Below are 19,269 nucleotides of genomic sequence, written 5' to 3'. Positions count from 1 at the left end.
TACCGGCTCCAATCACTGAAGACGAGCAGTAGCAAATCGGCCGGCAGATTCAATGCCAGCGCAGGATCGGAGCGACCGGCAGCAGCGTCAGCAGCATGAACAGCGGGATCAGCACGGCGCCGGCACGCAAGAGATAGCCGAAGAAGCTCGGCATCTCGATGCCGTTCTCGCTCGCGATGCTGCTGACCATGAAGTTCGGCGCATTGCCGATATAGGTGAGCGCTCCCATGTAGACGGCGCCCATCGAAATCGACGCGAGCGTGCCCGACAGCTCGTGCATCAGCGTTTGCGGATCACCGCCGGCAAGCTGGAAGAACAACAGATAGGTCGGCGCATTGTCGAGAAACGCTGACATCAGGCCGGTGAACCAGAAATAGGCGACCTCGCGCGGCGCACCGTCCGGTGCCGTCACGGCCGACAACAGCCAGGCGAAGGCGCCGTGGTGGCCGGCATTGAGCATGGCAATGACCGGGATGATGGCGACGAAGATGCCCGCGAACAGTTTTGCGACCTCGCGGATCGGCTCCCAGGTGAAGCCGTTGGCCTCCCTGTGCTCGTCCGGTGTCAACCACACCGACAGCGCCGCAATGGAAAGCAGCGCCACATTGCGCGCGATGTCTTCCAGCCCCAGCTTCGTTCCGAGAATGTCGAAAGCAACAGCGGGCTTCCACATCGCCGAGGCCAGCAGGCTCGCGACGATGGCTGCGATCAGCACGAGGTTGACGAGACCGCGAATGCGGACCGGATCCGCGGGACCGGCGTCGCTGAGCTGAGGTTCGCTGCGGAAGCGCCAGAAATCGATGGCGGTGAAGATCGCGAGCAGCAATCCGGCGACGATCGCGGTCTGCAGCCAGATGCTCCGCGTGGTCCAGAAGAAGTCGACGCCGTGCAGGAAACCGACGAAGAGCGGGGGATCGCCGAGCGGGCTCAGCGCGCCGCCGACATTGGCGACCAGGATGATGAAGAAGATGATGACATGGGCATTGTGGCGCCGCGGCCGGTTGGCGCGGATCAGCGGACGGATCAGGATCATCGCGGCACCCGTGGTGCCGACAATGCTTGCACCCAGCGTGCCGAGCGCGAGGATGCCAGCATTGATCGCTGGCGTGGCCTTGATGTCGCCGGTAATGAGAATGCCGCCGGCCACGACATAGAGCGCGAACAGCAGCACGATGAAGCCAAGATATTCGGCGAGCAGAGCGTGCACGAGCACAGCCAGCGTGACCGCGCTTCCGGCAAAAATCACGAGTGAGACGAGCGCCGCCAGCGACCAAGCAGCGGCGATCTTGCCGTAATGATGGTGCCAGACTTTCGGAAACAACAGCGGTCCGAGCGCGATCGACAGCAACAGGCCGGCAAAGGGCAGCGCATAGGGCCAGCGCATCGCCGCACCATCGAGCCCGGCTGCGGCCCAGGCCGGCTGCGGCAACAAGGTGAGGATGGCAACGAGCGATACGGCCGGGATTCGCGTGACGAGTCGTTTATTCTCCAATGAAGCGCCTTGCCGTTTCGATCGCACCGAATGCATCGAGATTGTCATGTCCGCCGCCCGCAAAGCGAACGAACTGCTTCGGTTCATGCGCGAGCGCGAACAGACGTTCTCCGAACACGATTGAAATGACAAGGTCATTGGTGCCATGCATCACCAGGAGCGGCACCGTGACGCGCGCGATCCGCTGGTCGGAAGGGAACGGATCGCGCATCAAGAGGCGCACCGGCACGAACCAGAATGACGAAGATGCAATGTCGGCCGTCGACGTATAGGGCGCCTCCAGGACCAGCTTTCCAACACGCTGTTCTGCGGCGAGCGCGACCGCCACGCCGGTCCCGAGCGAGAAGCCCCAGGCGACGATTCGTTCCGCCGTGTAGCGCGCCGTGGTGAAGGCGTAGGCGGCGGCGGCATCGCGCAGCAGCCCCTCCTCGCTCGGCGCGCCGCTCGAGCCGGCATAGCCGCGGTAGGACAGCGCAACGAGGCCGGTGCCATCTGCCGTCATGACCTTGAAGCGGCTGACACGGCCGGCAAGAAAGTCGCCATTGCCCGGAAAATACAGGATCACGGGACGACCGGGCCTCGCCGGCACGTGCCAGACGATGATCTTCTCGCCATCCGAGGTGGTCAGGACATGCTCCTCCGCCTCGGGACAATCTGCCGCCTCAGGCGGGGTCCGCTTGGCGGTCGGTATCGGAAACAGCATCTCGCGCTGCCGGGCATAGAGCACGAGGAGCCCGGCGAGATAGACGGTCGCAAGCAGAATGACGGTCCATTTGGCGATGGTGATCATTGCGCGGCCGGCCCCCGGTTCAGGCTCAGGGCTTGCGACGGCTCCGCAGCAATTTCATGACGTCGGGCCGGAGGCTCGCCGGTACGTCCCGGCAGCCGCACGCCGCCTTGTGGGCGGCATGCCATGCGACGCGCTGCTCGCGCGTCGCCTTGAGAGGCATGCGATGAGACCGGTGCCAATCCCTGTTGATGGCCACGGTCCGTTTCCTTCGCGTGCTACATCGCCTTGACGATGTTCTCGGTGACCTTCTTGGCGTCGCCGAGCAGCATCATGGTGTTGTCGCGGTAGAACAGCGGATTGTCGATGCCGGCATAGCCGGACGCCAGCGAGCGCTTGATGAACATCACGGTGCCGGCCTTCCAGACCTGCAGCACGGGCATGCCGTAGATCGGCGAGGTCTTGTCCTCCTCGGCCGCCGGATTGGTGACGTCGTTGGCGCCGATCACGAAGGCGATGTCGGCCTGCGCGAACTCGGAGTTGATGTCCTCGAGCTCGAACACCTCGTCATAGGGGACGTTGGCTTCGGCGAGCAGCACGTTCATGTGGCCGGGCATTCGGCCGGCGACCGGGTGAATGGCGTATTTCACCTCGACGCCTTCCTTCTTCAGGATGTCGCCCATCTCGCGCAGCGCGTGCTGCGCCTGCGCCACCGCCATGCCGTAGCCGGGCACGATGATGACCTTCTGGGCGTTCTTCATGATGAAGGCCGCGTCGTCGGCCGAGCCGAGCTTGGCGGGCTTCTGCTCGCCGCCGCCACCGCCGGCCGCCGCGGTCTCGCCGCCGAAGCCGCCGAGGATGACCGAGATGAAGGACCGGTTCATCGCGTGGCACATGATGTAGGACAGGATCGCGCCCGAGGAGCCGACCAGCGCGCCGGTGATGATCAGCGCGGAATTGCCGAGCGTGAAGCCGATGCCGGCCGCAGCCCAACCCGAGTACGAGTTCAGCATCGAGATCACGACCGGCATGTCGGCGCCGCCGATCGGGATGATCATGAGCACGCCGAGCGCCAGCGCCAGGATGACGATCAGCCAGAAGTCGAGCGCGCCGCCGGTGAGGACCAGGCGGACGATGAAGAACACCAGCGCCACCGCAATCGCGATGTTGATGATGTGACGGGCGGGCAGGATGATCGGCGCGCCGCTCATGCGTGCGGACAGCTTCAGGAACGCGATCACCGAGCCGGTGAAGGTCAGCGCGCCGATGGCGACGCCGAGCGACATCTCGACCAGGCTCTGCGGATGGATGTTGCCGGGGGTGCCGATGTCGAAGGCTTCGGGCGCGTAGAACGCGCCGGCGGCGACCAGCACCGCGGCCATGCCGACCAGCGAGTGGAAGGCGGCGACCAGTTCCGGCATCGAGGTCATCGGCACGCGGCGGGCGATCACCGCGCCGATCGCGCCGCCGATGGCGATGCCGACGATGACGAGCACCCAGGCGAGGCCGTCTGCCGGCGGATGGTTGGCCAGCGTGGTGGCGACCGCAATCGCCATGCCGATCATGCCGAACAGATTGCCCTGGCGCGACGAAGCCGGGCTGGACAGCCCGCGCAGCGACAGGATGAACAGCACTCCCGCCACGAGATACAAAAATGCAGAGAGGTTGGCGCTCATCTCAGGTCCCCATTAATCCTTCAGCCCGAGGTGGCCGCTTACTTCGACTTCTTCTTGTACATCGCCAGCATGCGCTGGGTGACAAGGAAGCCGCCAAAAATGTTCACGCAGGCGAAAATGAGCGCGACAAAGCCGAAGGCGCGGGCCCAGCCCGAGCCACTCGAGACGTTCGCGACGCCGCCGGCAAGCAACGCGCCGACCACGATCACCGAGGAGATCGCGTTGGTCACGCTCATCAGCGGCGTGTGCAGGGCCGGTGTCACCGACCACACCACGAAATAGCCGACGAAGACGGCGAGGACGAAGATCGACAGCCGGAAGATGAAGGGGTCGACGACCTGTGCAGCATGCTCCATGGCGGGTCTCCTTAAACCTTCGGCTGGAAGTTCGGGTGGATGACGGCGCCGTCTTTCGTGAGCGCGGTCGCCTTGACCAGCTCGTCGTCCCAGTTCACGGCGAGCTTCTTCTCCTTCTTGTCGACCATGGTCTCGATGAAGGAGAACAGATTGCGCGCGTAGAGGCTGGAAGCCGAGGCGGCAACGCGGCCGGCGACGTTGGTGTAGCCGACGATCTTGATGCCATCGCGGTCGACGACCTCGCCGGCCTTCGCGCCCTCGACATTGCCGCCGCGCTCGACGGCGAGATCGACCAGCACCGAGCCCGGCTTCATCGACTTGACCATCTCGCCGGAGACGAGCTTCGGCGCGGGCCGACCCGGAATCAGCGCCGTGGTGATCACGATGTCCTGCTTCTTGATGTGCTCGGCGGTGAGCGCGGCCTGCTTGGCCTGGTATTCCCTAGACATTTCCTTGGCGTAGCCGCCGGCGGTCTGCGCGTTCTTGAACTCCTCGTCCTCGACGGCGAGGAATTTCGCGCCGAGCGATTCGACCTGCTCTTTGGTCGCGGGCCGCACGTCGGTCGCGGTGACGACGGCGCCGAGACGGCGCGCGGTCGCGATCGCCTGGAGGCCGGCAACGCCGACCCCCATCACGAACACCTTGGCCGCGGGCACGGTGCCGGCGGCGGTCATCATCATCGGGAAGGCGCGGCCGAACGCCTCGGCGCCCTCGATCACGGCGCGGTAGCCGGCAAGGTTCGCCTGCGAGGACAGCACGTCCATCACCTGCGCGCGCGTGATGCGCGGCATCAATTCCATCGCGAAGGCGGAGACGCCGGCATCGGCGATCGTCTTCAGCGCAGCCTCGTTCCCGTAGGGGTCCATGATGGCGATGACGAGCGCACCGCGCTTGTACTGCGCGAGCTCGGAGGCTTCAGGGCGCTTCACCTTGATGATGATGTCGGCATCCTTCAGCGCATCTGCGCTGACGGTGGCACCCACGGCGGTGAATTCGGAATCAGGCAGGCCCGATTTGATGCCGGCGCCCGGCTCGACGGCGATCTCGGCGCCCAGCGCCTTGAACTTCTTCACCGTATCGGGCGAAGCGGCGACTCGCGGCTCGAGCGGATCGATTTCCTTGGCAACGGCGATCTTCATAGGTCCTCCGGCGGCGCGGGACAGCGCGCGCGCAAACTAAGCGTTACTCCCGCGGCGTTCGATACCGGTTTTGGCACCGGCTTGGATGCAAATATTCTGGGCAGCTGCTGCCGCTGGCGTGGGCAGCTGCCGACAGATCAGGTCAGGAAGATCGCCATCAGGATCACGATGAGCGCGACCGAGGCCGTGCCGTACTTCACCAGCTTGATGAAGCCCTCGTAGGTCTGCTCGTGAGCAACGTAGTCGTTGCCGTCGGCGGTGCTGTACGCCACTTCGCTATGATCAGCCATGGATTGTCCCCAGTCGAAAGTCGAATTCTTGGGCTGGGATACCGCAAAGTTTCGGGCAGGGCAACGGCACCGGGACGCGGTTTTCCTGCAAATCAGGTCATTTGGAATCCCAATTGTCGCGGATCCAGCGCGTCAGGTTCTCCTCGCTGACCTCGCCGGCAGCGAGCGACAGGATGATGGCTGCCGCTTCAGCCTCGGGTACAACGAAGTCGATGCCGTTCACGCCGAGAAACGTGTACAACGCCAGCAGCGACGTGCGCTTATCGCCGTCGACGAACGGACGGTTGCGCGCGATGCCGAAGGCGTACGCCGCCGCCAATTCGGGAAGATCGGCGCTCTCGTAAGACCATTTGTTTCTGGGCCGATCGAGCGCGGATTCGAGCATGCCTTCATCTCGAAGGCCGCTTGCGCCGCCATGGATCGCCAGTTGTTCGTCGTGGATCGCAATGATGATCCGACGCGTCAGCCAGAACGGCTCGCTCATTTGGCGAGTTCGGCGAGGGCGTTGTGATAACGCTTCATGCTTCGCCGTGCGATCTCCATCGCTTTTTCGAAGTCGGGATCATGCGGCGTCAACAAGACGCCACCGTCCGACTGCTCGACCGGAAACAGCTTGTCGCCCTCTTTGAGATTCAGACGACCGGCAAGTTCCTTCGGTAGGATAACGCCGATGGAATTGCCGATCTTGCGGACCTGAAGCACGGTAGAGCCGCTCTTCAGGTCCTTGGGGTCCGCCTTCTCGTTCATGGCCGCACCTCGTTATACATCTGTATAACGTCCGGCGAACAGAAGTTCAACAAATGTTTTACGGGCCGCCCACCGCCTCAGCCCATCGCCTCAAGTTCGTCGATCATCCCGGCGATGACCGAGAGACCGCCGTCCCAGAATTTCGGGTCCTTGGCATCCAGTCCGAACGGCCGCAGCAGCTCGGAATAATGCTTGGTGCCGCCGGCGGCGAGCATGTCGAGATAGCGCTCGGCAAAGCCCTCGTTCGCGTTCTCGTAGACAGCATAGAGCGAGTTCACGAGGCAATCGCCGAACGCGTAGGCGTAGACGTAGAACGGTGAATGGATGAAGTGCGGGATATACATCCAGTAGTTCTCGTAACCCGCCTTGATCTCGATTGCCGGCCCGAGGCTGTCGCCCTGCACCGACAGCCAGATCTCGCCGAGCCGGGTCGCGGTGAGCTCGCCGTTCTTGCGCTCGGTGTGGACCGCGCGCTCGAACGAGTAGAACGCGATCTGCCGCACCACGGTGTTGATCATGTCCTCGACCTTGCCGGCCAGCAGCGCCTGGCGCTGTTTTGCATTTTTGGTCTGGGCAAGGAGCCGCCTGAACGTGAGCATCTCGCCGAACACGCTTGCGGTCTCCGCCAGCGTCAGCGGCGTCGGCGCCATCAGCGCGCCGTTCTTCGCCGCCAGCACCTGATGCACGCCATGGCCGAGCTCGTGGGCGAGCGTCATCACGTCGCGCGGCTTGCCCTGGTAGTTCATCAGCACATAAGGGTGCGCCGAGGGCGTGGTCGGATGCGAGAATGCGCCGGGCGCCTTGCCCGGCCGCACCGGCGCGTCGATCCAGCGATCGGTGAAGAAGCGCTCGGCGATATCAGCCATTTTGGGCGAGAAGCCGCGATAGGCCGTCAGCACCATGTTGCGCGCATCGGGCCAGCCGATGACGTCCGTCGCGGCAAACGGCAGCGGCGCGTTGCGATCCCAATAAGCCAGCCGCTTCTTGCCGAACCACTTCGCCTTCAACGCGTAATAGCGATGCGACAACTTTGGATAGGCAGCCTGCACCGAGGCGACCAGCGCATCCACCACCTCGCGCTCGACGCGGTTGTTGAGATGGCGGGAATCCGCGACGTCCTGGAAGCCGCGCCAGCGGTCGGAGATGTCCTTGTCCTTGGCGAGCGTGTTGGTGATCAGCGCAAAGGTGCGCTCGTTGGCCTTGAAGGTTTTTGCCAGTGCCTCGGCCGCGCTCTTGCGCTTGGCGCCGTCGCGGTCCTGCAGCAGATTGAGCGTCGGCTCGATCGCCAGCTCCTTGGCCCCGACCTTGAAGCGCAGTCCGGAGATGGTCTGGTCGAACAGCCGGTTGAAGGCGGAATAGCCGGTCTGCGCCTTCTCCAGGAAAAGCTGCTCGAGCTTGTCGTCGAGCTGATATGGCTTCTCCTTGCGCAGATCCTCGATCCAGGGACGGTAGTGCGCGAGCTCGGGCGCTTGCATGGCCCGGTTCAAAATATCGTCATCGACACGGTTGAGCTCGAGCGCGAAGAACAGCAAATGCGTGGACGCCGCCGTCAGCCGCTCCGACACATCGCCGTAAAACTTTGAAATCGCAGGGTCGACGCTGTCGCCGGCGTGGATGAGCCCGGCATAGGAACCGAGCCGGCCGGCAAGATCGTCGATTGCCTCATAGCGTCGCACGGCTTCCGCGAGCCATTTTCCGCCATCTTCGTTTGCTGTCCCTGTCGCCAGCTTGCCCTTGTAGTCCGTCTCGAACGCGACGCAGTCGGCATCCATCTTTTCGAGATCGCGCGCCACTTCCGGCGCATCGATCCCGGAATAGAGATCGGCAAGGTTCCACTCCGGAAGCTTGCCGGTCTTGCTCGCAGGCTTTGCGCGTGAAGACCCGGAGGACTTCGTCTTGACGGTAGATTTCTTGGCGGCGGATGTCTTGGCAGCTGGCTTGTGGAGGGCGGACTTTTTAAGAGCAGGCTTGGAGCGCGAATTCATTGTGTGGGAAACCTGTGTTCAACAAGCGCGACGGCGGGCGGGGGCATCAAGGTTTAAGAGTGCGTTAATCGGCTTCGGCCAGAGTGCCCCGATTCGAGACAGATAGTAGTAGCGTGCGGGGAACACCATGGCTGCCAGTATTTTGATCGCCGACGACGACGCCGTAGCCCGCCGGCTGGTCGAGAACATGGTGCAGAAATGCGGCTATGAGACGGTCGTCGTGGACTCCGGTGACGCCGCGATCGCAGCCCTCACCGCGCCCGATGCTCCGGCCATCGACGCCGTCATCCTCGATCTCGTGATGCCCGGCCTCGACGGCATGGGCGTGCTGGCGAAAATCCGCGAAGCAGGTCTCAGCGTCCCCGTCATCGTGCAGACCGCCCATGGCGGCATCGACAACGTGATCTCGGCGATGCGCGCCGGCGCGGCCGATTTCGTGGTCAAGCCGGTTGGTGTGGAGCGGCTCCAGGTCTCGCTGCGCAACGCGCTCAACGCCTCCGCGCTCAAGGGCGAATTGCAGCGCATCCGACACAGCCGCGAGGGCCGGCTGACCTTCTCCGACATCATCACCCGCGCCGAGGCGATGGCAGGCGTGATGCGCGCCGCGCAGAAGGCGGCGAACTCCGCGATTCCCGTTCTGATCGAAGGCGAGTCCGGCGTCGGCAAGGAGATGTTCGCGCGAGCCATCCATGGCAGTGGCGAGCGCAAGGCCAAGCCCTTCGTCGCCGTCAATTGCGGCGCGATCCCCGACAACCTCGTCGAGTCCATTCTGTTCGGCCACGAGAAGGGCGCTTTCACCGGCGCCACCGAGCGGCACATGGGCAAGTTCGTCGAGGCCCATGGCGGCACGCTGTTTCTGGACGAGGTCAGCGAGCTGCCGCTGACCGCGCAGGTCAAGCTGCTGCGCGCGCTCCAGGAAGGCGCGGTCGAGGCGGTCGGCGGCCGCAAGCCCGTCAAGGTCGACGTCCGCATCGTCTCGGCCACCAATCGTCGGCTGCTGGAGCGGGTGAAACAGGGACACTTCCGGGAAGACCTGTTCTATCGTCTGCACGTGCTGCCGCTGACGATCCCCTCGCTCCGGGCGCGGCGCGAGGACATCCCGCATCTGCTCCGGCATTTCCTGGCGCGGTTTGCCGCCGAGGAGAACCGCGCGATCACCGGCATCAGCGGCGAGGCCATGGCCCATCTTGCCCAGCTCGACTGGCCCGGCAACATCCGCCAGCTCGAGAACGCGGTCTACCGTGCTGTGGTGATGAGCGACGGCGACCAGCTCGGCCTCGGCGACTTCCCTCTGCTCGCTTCGCCGCCGCATCCCGTAACCGAGATTCCGACCGCTCCGCTGATGCTCGAGCCGGCGGCGACCCCTTCGGTGGTATCGGGCAATGAAATACCAATCGCGCCGCTCCCGGCTGTGGGAAATCTGGCCATGCTGACCCCCACCGGCGACGTCCGCGCGCTCGAGGACATGGAGAACGAGATCATCCGCTTCGCGATCTCGCACTACCGCGGCCAGATGTCCGAGGTGGCCCGCCGCCTCAAAATCGGCCGGTCCACCCTCTACCGCAAACTCGACGAGGCCGGGGTTCCCGGACATGGCGGGAAAAGCGGCGAGGAGACGCACTGAGCCCATGCGAACGAGGGTTCGTGCGGCGATGCGAGACCGGCTGTAAGCCGTTCGCATGACGACAGAATTCGACTGCTTCTTGAACCGTGACTTGGAAGTGACAGACACAGGGAAAAGCGCGCTGGGCAGGCGCACAATCCGTTGCCAAGAGGCTCCCTTGAAGTCAGTTTGGCGTGAGTTGTCCCGGTTAGCGCTGGCTGCAAAACCGGGGCCTGTATATCGTCTACGTATGAATCGTTGCGTGCAGGCGTGCAACTTTCGAGAGGCCGGCGCGATTTAGCCGAAGCTCAATAGGCGATAACAAAGCTGTTCCACGAGGGACAGTTCACCCGAGGGGTGCGACACAATGCGTGACTGTTTGAACCACCGTGCGGGCTTCGACCGTGTCTTGATGACGGTCGCGGCAACCTTCCTCACGGTGTCGGCCAGCTCGGCCCTGGCGCAGGATCAGGCGCGCAGCAGCGCCGCCGAGCTCGCGATCGAAGCCGCGATCCCGCGCCCCGAGCCGGCCAACGTCCCGCCCCCGACCGCATCCGACATCAAGCTCGACACCACCGCCACGGTGCAGGATTCCGCCAAGGAGCCGGCGAAGGAGCCTACAAGGGCTGACGTCGTGCCGGCCCCGGCCCCCGAGAAGGTGGAAACCAAGCCGTCCGACGTCGCCACCACGCCCGCGCCCGAGGCGCCGAAGAGCGACACCGCGAAGTCCGAGCCCGCAACCGCTGCGCCTGCGGCACCCGCCACGGCTGCGGCCCCTGCCGCCGAGCCCGTGAAGGCTGCGAGCAACGTTCCCGCCGCCGACCAGCCGGTCGCCGACAAGCTCAAGGACATCATCGGCGCCAAGGCTTCGCGCCATTTCGACCGCAAGAACGAGCGCGCGGCGATCGAGAAGTTTTATGGCGCACGGGACTTCGCGCCGGTCTGGACGCAAGGCGGCAGCCTGACCCCCGCGGCCAAAGGCGTCATCGCGCGGCTGAAGGACGCCGCGTCCGACGGCCTCAATCCCGCCGACTATCCGGTGCCGGACTTCGCCAGCGCCAGCACGCCCGATGCGCTGGCCGATGCCGAGCTCAAGCTCACCGCCAGCATGTTCGACTATGCGCGCCAGGCCCAGAGCGGCCGCATGCATTGGTCGCAGGTCAGCGGCGACATCCTCTATCCCGAGCATCCGGTCGACCCGAACGAGGTGCTCGCCAAGGTCACGACCGCGACGGACGCCTCCGCTGCGCTCGACAGCTACAATCCGCCCCACAAGCTCTACAAGGAGCTGAAGGCCAAGCTCGCGGAGCTTCGCGGTCAGGGCAGCAGCCCGGCGATCGAGATCGCCGATGGTCCGGCGCTGAAATACACCCCGGCCAGCAAGAAGCAGGCTGAGATCGTCGTGGAAGATCCGCGCGTGCCGCAACTCCGCACCAAGCTCGGCCTTGCCGAGAACGCCAGCGACACCCGCTATGACGCAGCGGTCGCCGACGCCGTGCGAAAATTCCAGAGCGGCGCCGAGATGAAGGCGACCGGCATCCTCGACGACAAGACGGTCAAGGCGCTCAACACCCCGAAGCGCGACAAGCAGATCGACGTGGTGCTGGTGAACATGGAGCGCTGGCGCTGGCTGCCGCGCGATCTCGGCGCGCCCGCGCTGGGCGATGCCTATGTGATCCTCAACATTCCCGACTACACGCTGAAGGTGATGCAGCGCGGCCAGCAGGTCTGGACCACCCGTGTCGTCACCGGCAAGCCAGGCACGCACGCGACCCCGCTGCTCACCGAGACGATGAAGTACATCACGGTCAATCCGACCTGGAACGTGCCGCCGTCGATCGTCTACAACGAGTACCTGCCGGCGTTGCAGCAGGACCCGACCGTGCTCCAGCGCATGGGCCTCAAGCTCGAACAGAACCGCGACGGCTCGGTGCACATCTCGCAGCCGCCCGGTGAGGCCAACGCGCTCGGCCGCATCCGCTTCAACTTCCCGAACAAGTTCCTGGTCTATCAGCACGACACGCCGGACAAGAACCTGTTCGCCAGGGAAGATCGCGCCTTCAGCCATGGCTGCATGCGCGTGCAGAACCCGGATCAGTACGCGTCCGTGCTGCTCAACATCACCATGCCGAACGAGAAGTACACGCCCGAGCGCGTGCGCAGCATGTACGGCAAGAGCGAGATCGACCTGAAATTCCCGACCCCGGTCCCGGTCAACATCACCTATCAGACCGCCTTTGTGGACGATGCCGGCAAGCTGCAGTTCCGCAAGGACGTCTATGGCCGCGACGCGACCATGATCAACATCCTGAAGAACAACCGCGGCAAGGATCTCGAGGCCGTCGTTGCGCACTCGCAGCCGAGCTATTCGCGCCCGGCGACGACCCTGCCCTCGGGCGTGGCGGTGGCCAACAATGGCGGCGGCTTCGGGTCCTCCGGCCCGAACTTCTTCGAGCGGCTCTTCGGAGGCGGGGCGCCGACGCCCCCGCCGGCTCCGGTCGGCCGCCGGCCACAGCAGCAGCGGGTGTTCACCCGGTAAGCCTGCGCGGACCCGGCTTTTCGAATTTCACAACGATATCAACGGCCCCGTCCCATGGATGGGGCCGTTTAACGTTAACCATTGTCCACCTGGCTCCCGGCACCGGGCGTTTTTTTGCCACACTCAACGGGTTAGGATTGTAGTCTGACTTGGTTTGGGGGCGGGAAGGTCAACCTCGAATTAACCTTCTTGCTTTAAGAAAGCGTTCATCCTCTTTCGCGCTGCTACGGGGTTGGCGGGAGAGTCCATTTGAACGCTCGTCGACTGGGTGGGCTCATACGTGCTGACTGGTCTCGCACGCCAACTTGCTGTGCTGTCGTTGTCCCATGCGGGAGTGAAGACCGGTTCGCGGATCGGCCTCGCTGCCGTATTGCTGCTTGCGGGCGCAGGCTCGGTTCATAACGCCGCCGCGCTGAACGAGACCAAGACGCTCTCCTTCCACCACACCCATTCCGGCGAAGACCTGACCGTCACCTTCAAGCGCGATGGCCGCTATGACGAAGCGGCGCTGAAGCAGCTCAACCACTTCCTGCGCGACTGGCGCACCCAGGACGAGACGGTCATGGACCGCCGCCTCTTCGATATCCTCTGGGAAGTCTACCGCGACGTCGACGGCAAGCAGCCGATCCAGATCATCTCCTCCTACCGCTCCCCCGCCACCAACGCCATGCTCCGCCGCCGCTCCTCGGGTGTGGCGCGCGCCAGCCAGCACATGCTGGGCCATGCGATGGACTTCTACATTCCGGGCGTGGCGCTGGAGCAGATCCGCTTCGCCGGCCTGCGCCTCCAGCGCGGCGGCGTCGGCTTCTATCCGACCTCCGGCTCCCCCTTCGTGCATCTGGATACCGGCAGCGTCCGGCACTGGCCGCGGATGACGCATGACCAGCTCGCCCGAGTCTTCCCGGACGGAAAGACGGTGCATCTGCCGACCGACGGCGTGCCGCTGAAGAACTATGAGCTCGCCAAGGCCGAGATCGAGCGCCGCGGCAATGGCGACGACTCCAGCAGCAGCAAGCCGAACTTCTTCGCCGCTTTGTTCAAGGGCAAGTCCGCCGCTCCGGCCGCCAGCAGCGACGAGGACGACGAGGGCGCGCCCGCCCCGGCCGCCAAGCCGGCGACACCGACCGTGGTCGCAGCCGCCGCCAAGCCCGCCGAACCGGTGCCGACGCCGCGTGCCAAGCCGCAGATCCCCACCGCGATCCAGCTCGCCTCGGCCGATGCGCAGCTCGTTGCACCGCCCAAGCCGAAGCCCGCGCCGGTGGCCGACAAGCCCGCTGCCGGCAAGCCGGAGACCCCGGCCGACATCATTAATGCCCGCGGCTTCTGGGATGATGTCCCGGCCGCGCCGCAGCAGGCGACGCCGGCGCAAATCGCTGCGCTGAAGGCCCGCCAGGCCCTTGCCGCCGCCACCGATCCGCAACCGACCGCGAGCGTGTCCAACGCCGCTCTTCAGGCGCTGGCTTTCGCGCCGGCCGCCTCCCCGGTCGATCGCGCCAATGTCGTCGCCGCCTCCGCGCCGATCCCGCGCTCGGCCCGTCCCGCGTCGCGCAACATCGCTCAGGCGACCGAAATCAACACGGTGGTCGGCAAGAGCGTCGACGGCGCGGTCGCGACCGCGACCCGCCTCTCCGCCGCCAAGAGCGAGAGCATCTGGCTCAAGATCGTGATGCTGTCGCCGAGCGCCAGCCGCGCGATGTCGGTCACGCTGATGGGTGAGCTCGATACGGCCGCGCTGCGCGGCTATTTCGTCAAGCCGCAGGCGGTGATCGCGATGGGCTTTGTCGACGACCCGATGCACGGCCTGTCCTGCGACAGTTTTTCGGGCAGCGCGACCGCGAAGCTCCAGACGACGTCGTTCGTCATGCGCACCGCGGCGCTGCGCTGAGGCGCCGAGCTACCTCCACGAATTCAGTCTCGTAGCCCGGATGAGCGAAGCGCAATCCGGGAATCGCGCCACGAGCAACGACGGCCCCGGATTACGCTTCGCTCCATCCAGGCTACGAGGGCGCCCTACCGCGCTTTCCTCGCTCGCCGGTCCAGATGATAGGTCAGCGCCAGCGACAGGCAGACGGATAATTCCCGCTTCGGCAGCCTGCCCGCCACCGGCAACAGCAACGCCCGTGTCTGCCGGTACTCGAATTGATCGGGAAAGCGTTCGCGGAAGCTATCGATCAGCGTCGTCTTGCAATTGAACAGGATGGCGGCAAGTGCGGAGTCCTTGACGCGGCCAAGCCGGATCGTCGAGCCGCTGCCGGTCTGATCGGTTAGATAAGCCGGCTCGCCCCATTTCAGCGTTTCGGTGAGCCGGCCGACCTCTTCATGCGCCGCGGCGGTCGCGAAGATCAGCGCACGCACCTGAAGCAGCCGCTTGCCGATCGGCGTTGGAAGAGCGCCGAAGGCACGGCTCACCTCGCGCGGCAGCGGTGGCGCAGTCATTCGCGACTCCGTTCGCAAACGAAACACGCGCAATTTGTAGCCCGGATGGAGCGCGGCGCAATCCGGGGATTGCTTTCACACTGCGAGAGCCCGGATTTCGCTGTCGCTTATCCGAGCTACGGCAGTCGTGCTTGAGGCGCTAACGCCTCAAAGCATGCCCAGCGCCTGCATGTAGGTCTCGAGGATGGTCTCGGCCTCGGCGCGCTCGTTGGGGTCCTGCTTGCGCATGCGCACGATGGTGCGCAGCGCCTTGACGTCGTAGCCGTTGCCTTTGCTTTCGGCATAGACGTCGCGGATGTCGTCGGAGATCGCCTTCTTCTCTTCCTCCAGCCGCTCGATGCGCTCGATGATGGATTTGAGCTGGTCCTTGGCAAATTTCGTCGCGGGCTCGTCGTCGCGGACGGCGGCGGAGGTGGCCATCTAGGTACTCCCAATGGAACTGGCAAAACGAGGTGACGCCGGCATCCCTCACCGCGCGTGCTGGTAGACCCTTAGGGTTGGTACCGACGGCGTTCAAGGCAGCATCGCGCTCGTCCACAGCGCGCCCACACCTTCCTGCGGCGAGGCCAAGAAAGCTGTTGTGTGGTGCGACTCAGGCGAGGCGCGCGCCCGGGCCGTTCAGTGCCCGTGCCCGTGGGGATGGACCTTCTTCATCATCTCGAGCTGTTCTGCCGTGGCCGTGCCCTGGTATTTCGACTTCCAGGTCTCGTAGGGCATGCCGTAGACGGCCTCCCGGCTCTCGTCCTTGCTTAAGGCGACGCCCTGGGCGTCGGCGGCTTCCTTGAGCCAATTGGACAGGCAGTTGCGGCAGAAGCCAGCCAGATTCATCATGTCGATGTTCTGGACATCCGTCCGCGACTTCAGATGATCGACCAGACGGCGGAAAGCGGCCGCCTCGAGCTCCGTTCTGGTTTTGTCGTCGATTGCCATGGCTGTATCCTTGGTATCCCCTTGGGCCTGACCCGATGGAGGTCACCCTTACGGGATCAGGTGGGTCCTGTCACAGATTTTGCCATATCCCGGCGCAAACCGACCCGAGCCCGGCCTTGAGGCAGTTCCCCGGCCCCCTACGCCAAATCGTCAATGATCTGATATAGCTTCCGCGACAATGATCGCCGAATCTCCCCGCTCCCCCCTTCGCATGCTCGTCCGGTTGGTCCCGGTGCTGGCGATTGGCCTGCTGTGCTTGTGGAGCAGCCCGGCCTCCGCCGATTTCCGTCTCTGCAACAACACGTCGAGCCGGGTCGGCATTGCGCTCGGCTACAAGGACGCCGAGGGCTGGACCACCGAAGGCTGGTGGAACATCTCGTCCCGCTCCTGCGAGACCCTGCTGCGGGGAACGTTGGTCGCCCGTTACTATTACATCTACGCCATCGACTATGACCGCGGCGGCGAGTGGTCGGGGCAGGCCTTCATGTGCTCGCGCGACAAGGAGTTCACCATCCGCGGCACCGAGGATTGCCTCGCGCGCGGCTATGACCGGACCGGCTATTTCGAGGTCGATACCGGTGAGCAGCGGGCGTGGACGGTGCAGCTTACCGATGCCAACGAACAGCCGGCGCAGCAACGCGTACCCGGCCTCCCCGGTCCGGTTGGCCCGGGCGGGGTTCCGGGTTTGCCCAATAGCCCGCCCGGTGGTACGCCCCCCGCCCCGCCTGGCCTCCCGCCAGCTCCCTCGCCCCCGTCTGGAAATAAGCCATGAGGCGTCTTCGCCGTATCAAGATTCTCGCGACCCTGGGCCCAGCCTCTTCAGACCTCGCGATGATCCGCCGCCTGTTCGAGGCCGGCGCCGACCTGTTTCGCATCAACATGAGCCACACCCCGCATGACAAGATGCGGGAGCTGGTGGCGACGATCCGAAACGTCGAGAGCAGCTATGGCCGGCCGATCGGCATCCTGGTCGACCTGCAGGGCCCGAAGCTCAGGCTCGGCTCCTTCGCCGAAGGCTCGGTGCAGCTGCAGAACGGCCAGACCTTCACGCTGGATTCCGACAAGGCCCCCGGCGACACCACGCGCGTCCACCTGCCGCATCCGGAGATCCTGGCGGCGCTGCGCCCCGGCCACGCGCTGCTGCTCGACGACGGCAAGGTGCGCCTGATCGCGGAGGAAACCTCGAAAGAGCACGCGGTGACGCGGGTCGTGGTCGGCGGCAAGATGAGCGACCGCAAGGGCGTCAGCCTGCCCGACACCGACCTGCCGGTCTCCGCCATGACCTCGAAGGACCGCGCCGACCTCGAGGCGGCGCTCGTCACCGGCATCGACTGGATCGCGCTGTCCTTCGTGCAGCGCGCCGACGACGTGATCGAGGCCAAGAAGATGATCCGCGGCCGCGCCGCAGTCATGGCCAAGATCGAGAAGCCGCAGGCGATCGACCGTCTCGCCGACATCATCGAGGCCTCCGACGCGCTGATGGTGGCGCGCGGCGACCTCGGCGTCGAATTGCCGCTCGAGCGCGTGCCGAGCCTGCAGAAGCAGATGACGCGGATGGCGCGCCGCGCCGGCAAGCCGGTGGTGATCGCAACCCAGATGCTGGAATCGATGATCCAGTCGCCGGTGCCGACCCGCGCCGAAGTCTCCGACGTCGCCACTGCCGTCTATGAGGGCGCCGACGCCATCATGCTGTCGGCGGAATCGGCGGCCGGCAAATTCCCGGTCGAGGCGGTTTCGACCATGAACCGCATCGGCGAGGAGGTCGAGCGCGATCCGATTTATCGTTCCGTGCTCACCGCGCAGCGCCCCGCGCCGGAATCCACCGCGGGCGATGCCATTGCCGACGCCGCGCGGCAGATCGCCGAGACGCTCGACCTGCCCGCCCTGATCTGCTGGACCTCATCGGGCTCGACCGCAGTGCGGGTGGCGCGCGAGCGGCCGAAGCCGCCGATCGTGGCGATCACGCCGAACATCACCGCCGGCCGCCGGCTCGCGGTGGTCTGGGGCGTGCATTGCGTCGTGGCGGAAGACGCGCGCGACCAGGACGACATGGTCGGCCGCGCCGGCCAGATCGCGTTCCGGGACGGTTTCGTCCGCGCCGGCCAGCGCGTGATCATCGTCGCCGGCGTGCCGCTCGGCATCCCCGGCACCACCAACATGGTGCGCATCGCCTCGGTCGGCCCCGAGGGCGACGCGATCATGTAGGCCCGCCAGGGCACGCCAAACAAAAAGTCGAAAAACAACCCCATGCACAGTAGCCGGAGTGCCCGGCGAGCCTGCTGCGGTTTTGCGAAAAGGCTCGCTCAGTCAACCAGCTGAGCGCTGTCAGGCCGGCCGCTTCGTGCGCACCGCGATTTCACGCCCCAACGAGCGCCTTCGCGGTCGGCAGCAGCGTCTGCTGCACCACCAGACCCCGGGCGCGGGCGTCCATGACGCCGACGGCACGGAGCGCCAGCAGCGTCACGGTCTGCACCGCATCGCGCATCTTGACGGGATCATCGAGATTGTCAGGCGCAAGCGGCCCGACCAGGGCCTCATGCAGCGCGCCGAGCAAGGCGGTCGCGGCGAGTGCGGTGTCCTGCGCCGGCAGGTGACCGGCACGCACGGCGGCATCGATCCGGGCGGCAATCTCGCCGGCAATCTCCCGCCGGCTGGCAAGGCGGGAGGCGCTGACATCGACATCGACAGGTTCGGCCAGAATGCCCCAGGCCAGCCGCCGCTGCGACAGGGTATGGACCGCCACGGTAGTGACGGCGGCCGCCAGCGCCGAGGACGGCCCCGGCGCGGCATCGGCCGCCCGGCGGATCGCCGCGAGCTCATCGCGGGAGACCTCGGCAATCAGCTCGGAGATCAGCTCGGCCTTGGAGGGGAAGTAGCGGTAGACCGTGCCGGCCGCGACATTGGCCCGGACCGCGACGGGCGCGATCTGCACCGCCGCCATCCCGCCTTCCGCCGCAGTCTCCCGCGCCGCCGTCAAGATCGCACTGCGCCGCGCCGCAAGGCGCTTCACCACTTGATGCGTCCGCCGATAAACCATGGCGCGCTTCCTGTCCCACACGCCTGCCGCACGCCCTGCGGCTAAACGCTTCGTCACGCAAAAGATGCAAATCGCCCCGCAAGGACTGAACAACTATTCAGGCGGGATGACAAGATGCAAATGCGTGGGAGCGCCACCGGAGGGGCCGCGCCGCAAACGCGCACCATGCTCGACACGGACTCCCGGACCGCCTGGCAGCTTTTCCACCTCAACTGGTTTCCGATTCTCGGGATGGCCACCCTGCTGGCGCTCGGCCTCCCCTCGACCGGACTGAGTCTCGAGCCGGTCGCCTAAGGTGTGACCCTGGCGATC

Annotated in this window: 19 protein-coding genes; 6 read left to right on the top strand and 13 right to left on the bottom strand. The window is 65.4% G+C overall.

The window, feature by feature from the left end; all coding sequences use genetic code 11:
• Positions 1-49: 49 nt before the first annotated feature.
• From BM190_RS12315 to BM190_RS12275, 9 genes are all read right to left on the bottom strand, one after another.
• Positions 50-1,528, bottom strand: a complete 1,479-nt coding sequence (locus BM190_RS12315; RefSeq protein ID WP_092254743.1) for a sodium:proton antiporter — start codon at positions 1,526-1,528, stop codon at positions 50-52.
• Positions 1,482-2,279 carry an alpha/beta hydrolase gene (locus BM190_RS12310; RefSeq protein ID WP_092254922.1) on the bottom strand — a complete coding sequence of 266 codons (798 nt, stop codon included), beginning with the start codon at positions 2,277-2,279 and terminating at the stop codon, positions 1,482-1,484. Before BM190_RS12310 ends, BM190_RS12315 begins: the two co-directional genes overlap by 47 nt.
• A 218-nt stretch (positions 2,280-2,497) precedes the next feature.
• Entirely contained in the window at positions 2,498-3,895 is a 1,398-nt protein-coding gene (locus tag BM190_RS12305) for an NAD(P)(+) transhydrogenase (Re/Si-specific) subunit beta (RefSeq protein ID WP_018317802.1), read from the bottom strand.
• A gap of 38 nt (positions 3,896-3,933) precedes the next feature.
• Entirely contained in the window at positions 3,934-4,251 is a 318-nt protein-coding gene (locus BM190_RS12300) for a proton-translocating transhydrogenase family protein (protein WP_018317801.1), read from the bottom strand.
• An 11-nt stretch (positions 4,252-4,262) separates the two neighbouring features.
• A complete protein-coding gene (locus BM190_RS12295) occupies positions 4,263-5,390 on the bottom strand; it encodes a Re/Si-specific NAD(P)(+) transhydrogenase subunit alpha (protein ID WP_092254740.1) in 1,128 nt (375 codons plus the stop codon).
• Positions 5,391-5,527: 137 nt separating this feature from the next.
• Entirely contained in the window at positions 5,528-5,680 is a 153-nt protein-coding gene (locus tag BM190_RS12290; protein ID WP_018317799.1) for an aa3-type cytochrome c oxidase subunit IV, read from the bottom strand.
• Between the two features lie 97 nt (positions 5,681-5,777).
• Positions 5,778-6,164 (bottom strand): type II toxin-antitoxin system death-on-curing family toxin, encoded by a 387-nt coding sequence (locus BM190_RS12285; protein WP_092254737.1) that lies wholly within the window; start codon positions 6,162-6,164, stop codon positions 5,778-5,780.
• Positions 6,161-6,427 carry an AbrB/MazE/SpoVT family DNA-binding domain-containing protein gene (locus tag BM190_RS12280; RefSeq protein WP_092254734.1) on the bottom strand — a complete coding sequence of 89 codons (267 nt, stop codon included), beginning with the start codon at positions 6,425-6,427 and terminating at the stop codon, positions 6,161-6,163. Before BM190_RS12280 ends, BM190_RS12285 begins: the two co-directional genes overlap by 4 nt.
• Positions 6,428-6,504: 77 nt before the next feature.
• Positions 6,505-8,412 carry a M3 family oligoendopeptidase gene (locus BM190_RS12275; RefSeq protein ID WP_092254731.1) on the bottom strand — a complete coding sequence of 636 codons (1,908 nt, stop codon included), beginning with the start codon at positions 8,410-8,412 and terminating at the stop codon, positions 6,505-6,507.
• A 127-nt stretch (positions 8,413-8,539) separates the two neighbouring features.
• Between BM190_RS12275 and BM190_RS12270 the strand changes: the two genes are divergently transcribed.
• The 3 genes from BM190_RS12270 (at position 8,540) to mepK (ending at position 14,439) form a co-directional block, all read left to right on the top strand.
• On the top strand, positions 8,540-10,036 hold the full coding sequence (locus tag BM190_RS12270; protein WP_092254728.1) for a sigma-54-dependent transcriptional regulator: 1,497 nt from the start codon (positions 8,540-8,542) through the stop codon (positions 10,034-10,036).
• Positions 10,037-10,382: 346 nt separating this feature from the next.
• The gene (locus BM190_RS12265; protein WP_092254725.1) at positions 10,383-12,554 is read left to right on the top strand and encodes a L,D-transpeptidase family protein; all 2,172 of its coding nucleotides are present in this window, start codon (positions 10,383-10,385) and stop codon (positions 12,552-12,554) included.
• 280 nt (positions 12,555-12,834) lie between these two features.
• Complete coding sequence (gene mepK / locus BM190_RS12260) at positions 12,835-14,439, top strand: peptidoglycan L,D-endopeptidase MepK (RefSeq protein WP_409362477.1); 1,605 nt, start codon at positions 12,835-12,837, stop codon at positions 14,437-14,439.
• Between the two features lie 125 nt (positions 14,440-14,564).
• Here mepK and BM190_RS12255 read toward each other — a convergent pair whose 3' ends face one another.
• From BM190_RS12255 to BM190_RS12245, 3 genes are all read right to left on the bottom strand, one after another.
• The gene (locus BM190_RS12255) at positions 14,565-14,990 is read right to left on the bottom strand and encodes a hypothetical protein (RefSeq protein ID WP_092254719.1); all 426 of its coding nucleotides are present in this window, start codon (positions 14,988-14,990) and stop codon (positions 14,565-14,567) included.
• A 147-nt stretch (positions 14,991-15,137) separates the two neighbouring features.
• On the bottom strand, positions 15,138-15,410 hold the full coding sequence (locus BM190_RS12250; protein WP_014492426.1) for a DUF2312 domain-containing protein: 273 nt from the start codon (positions 15,408-15,410) through the stop codon (positions 15,138-15,140).
• Between the two features lie 198 nt (positions 15,411-15,608).
• A complete protein-coding gene (locus BM190_RS12245) occupies positions 15,609-15,920 on the bottom strand; it encodes a DUF1244 domain-containing protein (RefSeq protein WP_092254716.1) in 312 nt (103 codons plus the stop codon).
• Between the two features lie 178 nt (positions 15,921-16,098).
• Between BM190_RS12245 and BM190_RS12240 the strand changes: the two genes are divergently transcribed.
• Complete coding sequence (locus BM190_RS12240) at positions 16,099-16,692, top strand: DUF1036 domain-containing protein (RefSeq protein WP_018317790.1); 594 nt, start codon at positions 16,099-16,101, stop codon at positions 16,690-16,692.
• Complete coding sequence (gene pyk, locus BM190_RS12235; RefSeq protein ID WP_018317789.1) at positions 16,689-18,125, top strand: pyruvate kinase; 1,437 nt, start codon at positions 16,689-16,691, stop codon at positions 18,123-18,125. Before BM190_RS12240 ends, pyk begins: the two co-directional genes overlap by 4 nt.
• Before the next feature lie 151 nt (positions 18,126-18,276).
• On the opposite strand, the gene BM190_RS12230 is transcribed toward pyk, so the two are convergent.
• Positions 18,277-18,957: a TetR/AcrR family transcriptional regulator gene (locus BM190_RS12230; RefSeq protein ID WP_026201906.1), complete on the bottom strand. Its 681-nt coding sequence runs from the start codon at positions 18,955-18,957 to the stop codon at positions 18,277-18,279.
• Positions 18,958-19,071: 114 nt separating this feature from the next.
• On the opposite strand from BM190_RS12230, the gene BM190_RS41090 reads away from it, so the two are divergent.
• Entirely contained in the window at positions 19,072-19,251 is a 180-nt protein-coding gene (locus BM190_RS41090; RefSeq protein WP_244550639.1) for a hypothetical protein, read from the top strand.
• Positions 19,252-19,269 lie beyond the last annotated feature (18 nt).

This window comes from Bradyrhizobium sp. Rc3b, from assembly GCF_900114915.1.
Lineage (GTDB): Bacteria > Pseudomonadota > Alphaproteobacteria > Rhizobiales > Xanthobacteraceae > Bradyrhizobium.
Note: the sequence above shows the minus strand (reverse complement) of the source record. Positions and strands in the feature narration are given on the sequence as shown.

Coding starts and splice junctions, on each gene's coding strand:
- BM190_RS12315 (WP_092254743.1), bottom strand. CDS start 1,528: ATGCATTCGGTGCGATCGAAACGGCAAGGCGCTTCATTGGAGAATAAA.
- BM190_RS12305 (WP_018317802.1), bottom strand. CDS start 3,895: ATGAGCGCCAACCTCTCTGCATTTTTGTATCTCGTGGCGGGAGTGCTG.
- BM190_RS12300 (WP_018317801.1), bottom strand. CDS start 4,251: ATGGAGCATGCTGCACAGGTCGTCGACCCCTTCATCTTCCGGCTGTCG.
- BM190_RS12295 (WP_092254740.1), bottom strand. CDS start 5,390: ATGAAGATCGCCGTTGCCAAGGAAATCGATCCGCTCGAGCCGCGAGTC.
- BM190_RS12290 (WP_018317799.1), bottom strand. CDS start 5,680: ATGGCTGATCATAGCGAAGTGGCGTACAGCACCGCCGACGGCAACGAC.
- BM190_RS12285 (WP_092254737.1), bottom strand. CDS start 6,164: ATGAGCGAGCCGTTCTGGCTGACGCGTCGGATCATCATTGCGATCCAC.
- BM190_RS12280 (WP_092254734.1), bottom strand. CDS start 6,427: ATGAACGAGAAGGCGGACCCCAAGGACCTGAAGAGCGGCTCTACCGTG.
- BM190_RS12275 (WP_092254731.1), bottom strand. CDS start 8,412: ATGAATTCGCGCTCCAAGCCTGCTCTTAAAAAGTCCGCCCTCCACAAG.
- BM190_RS12270 (WP_092254728.1), top strand. CDS start 8,540: ATGGCTGCCAGTATTTTGATCGCCGACGACGACGCCGTAGCCCGCCGG.
- BM190_RS12265 (WP_092254725.1), top strand. CDS start 10,383: ATGCGTGACTGTTTGAACCACCGTGCGGGCTTCGACCGTGTCTTGATG.
- BM190_RS12255 (WP_092254719.1), bottom strand. CDS start 14,990: ATGACTGCGCCACCGCTGCCGCGCGAGGTGAGCCGTGCCTTCGGCGCT.
- BM190_RS12250 (WP_014492426.1), bottom strand. CDS start 15,410: ATGGCCACCTCCGCCGCCGTCCGCGACGACGAGCCCGCGACGAAATTT.
- BM190_RS12245 (WP_092254716.1), bottom strand. CDS start 15,920: ATGGCAATCGACGACAAAACCAGAACGGAGCTCGAGGCGGCCGCTTTC.
- BM190_RS12240 (WP_018317790.1), top strand. CDS start 16,099: ATGATCGCCGAATCTCCCCGCTCCCCCCTTCGCATGCTCGTCCGGTTG.
- pyk (WP_018317789.1), top strand. CDS start 16,689: ATGAGGCGTCTTCGCCGTATCAAGATTCTCGCGACCCTGGGCCCAGCC.
- BM190_RS12230 (WP_026201906.1), bottom strand. CDS start 18,957: ATGGTTTATCGGCGGACGCATCAAGTGGTGAAGCGCCTTGCGGCGCGG.
- BM190_RS41090 (WP_244550639.1), top strand. CDS start 19,072: ATGCAAATGCGTGGGAGCGCCACCGGAGGGGCCGCGCCGCAAACGCGC.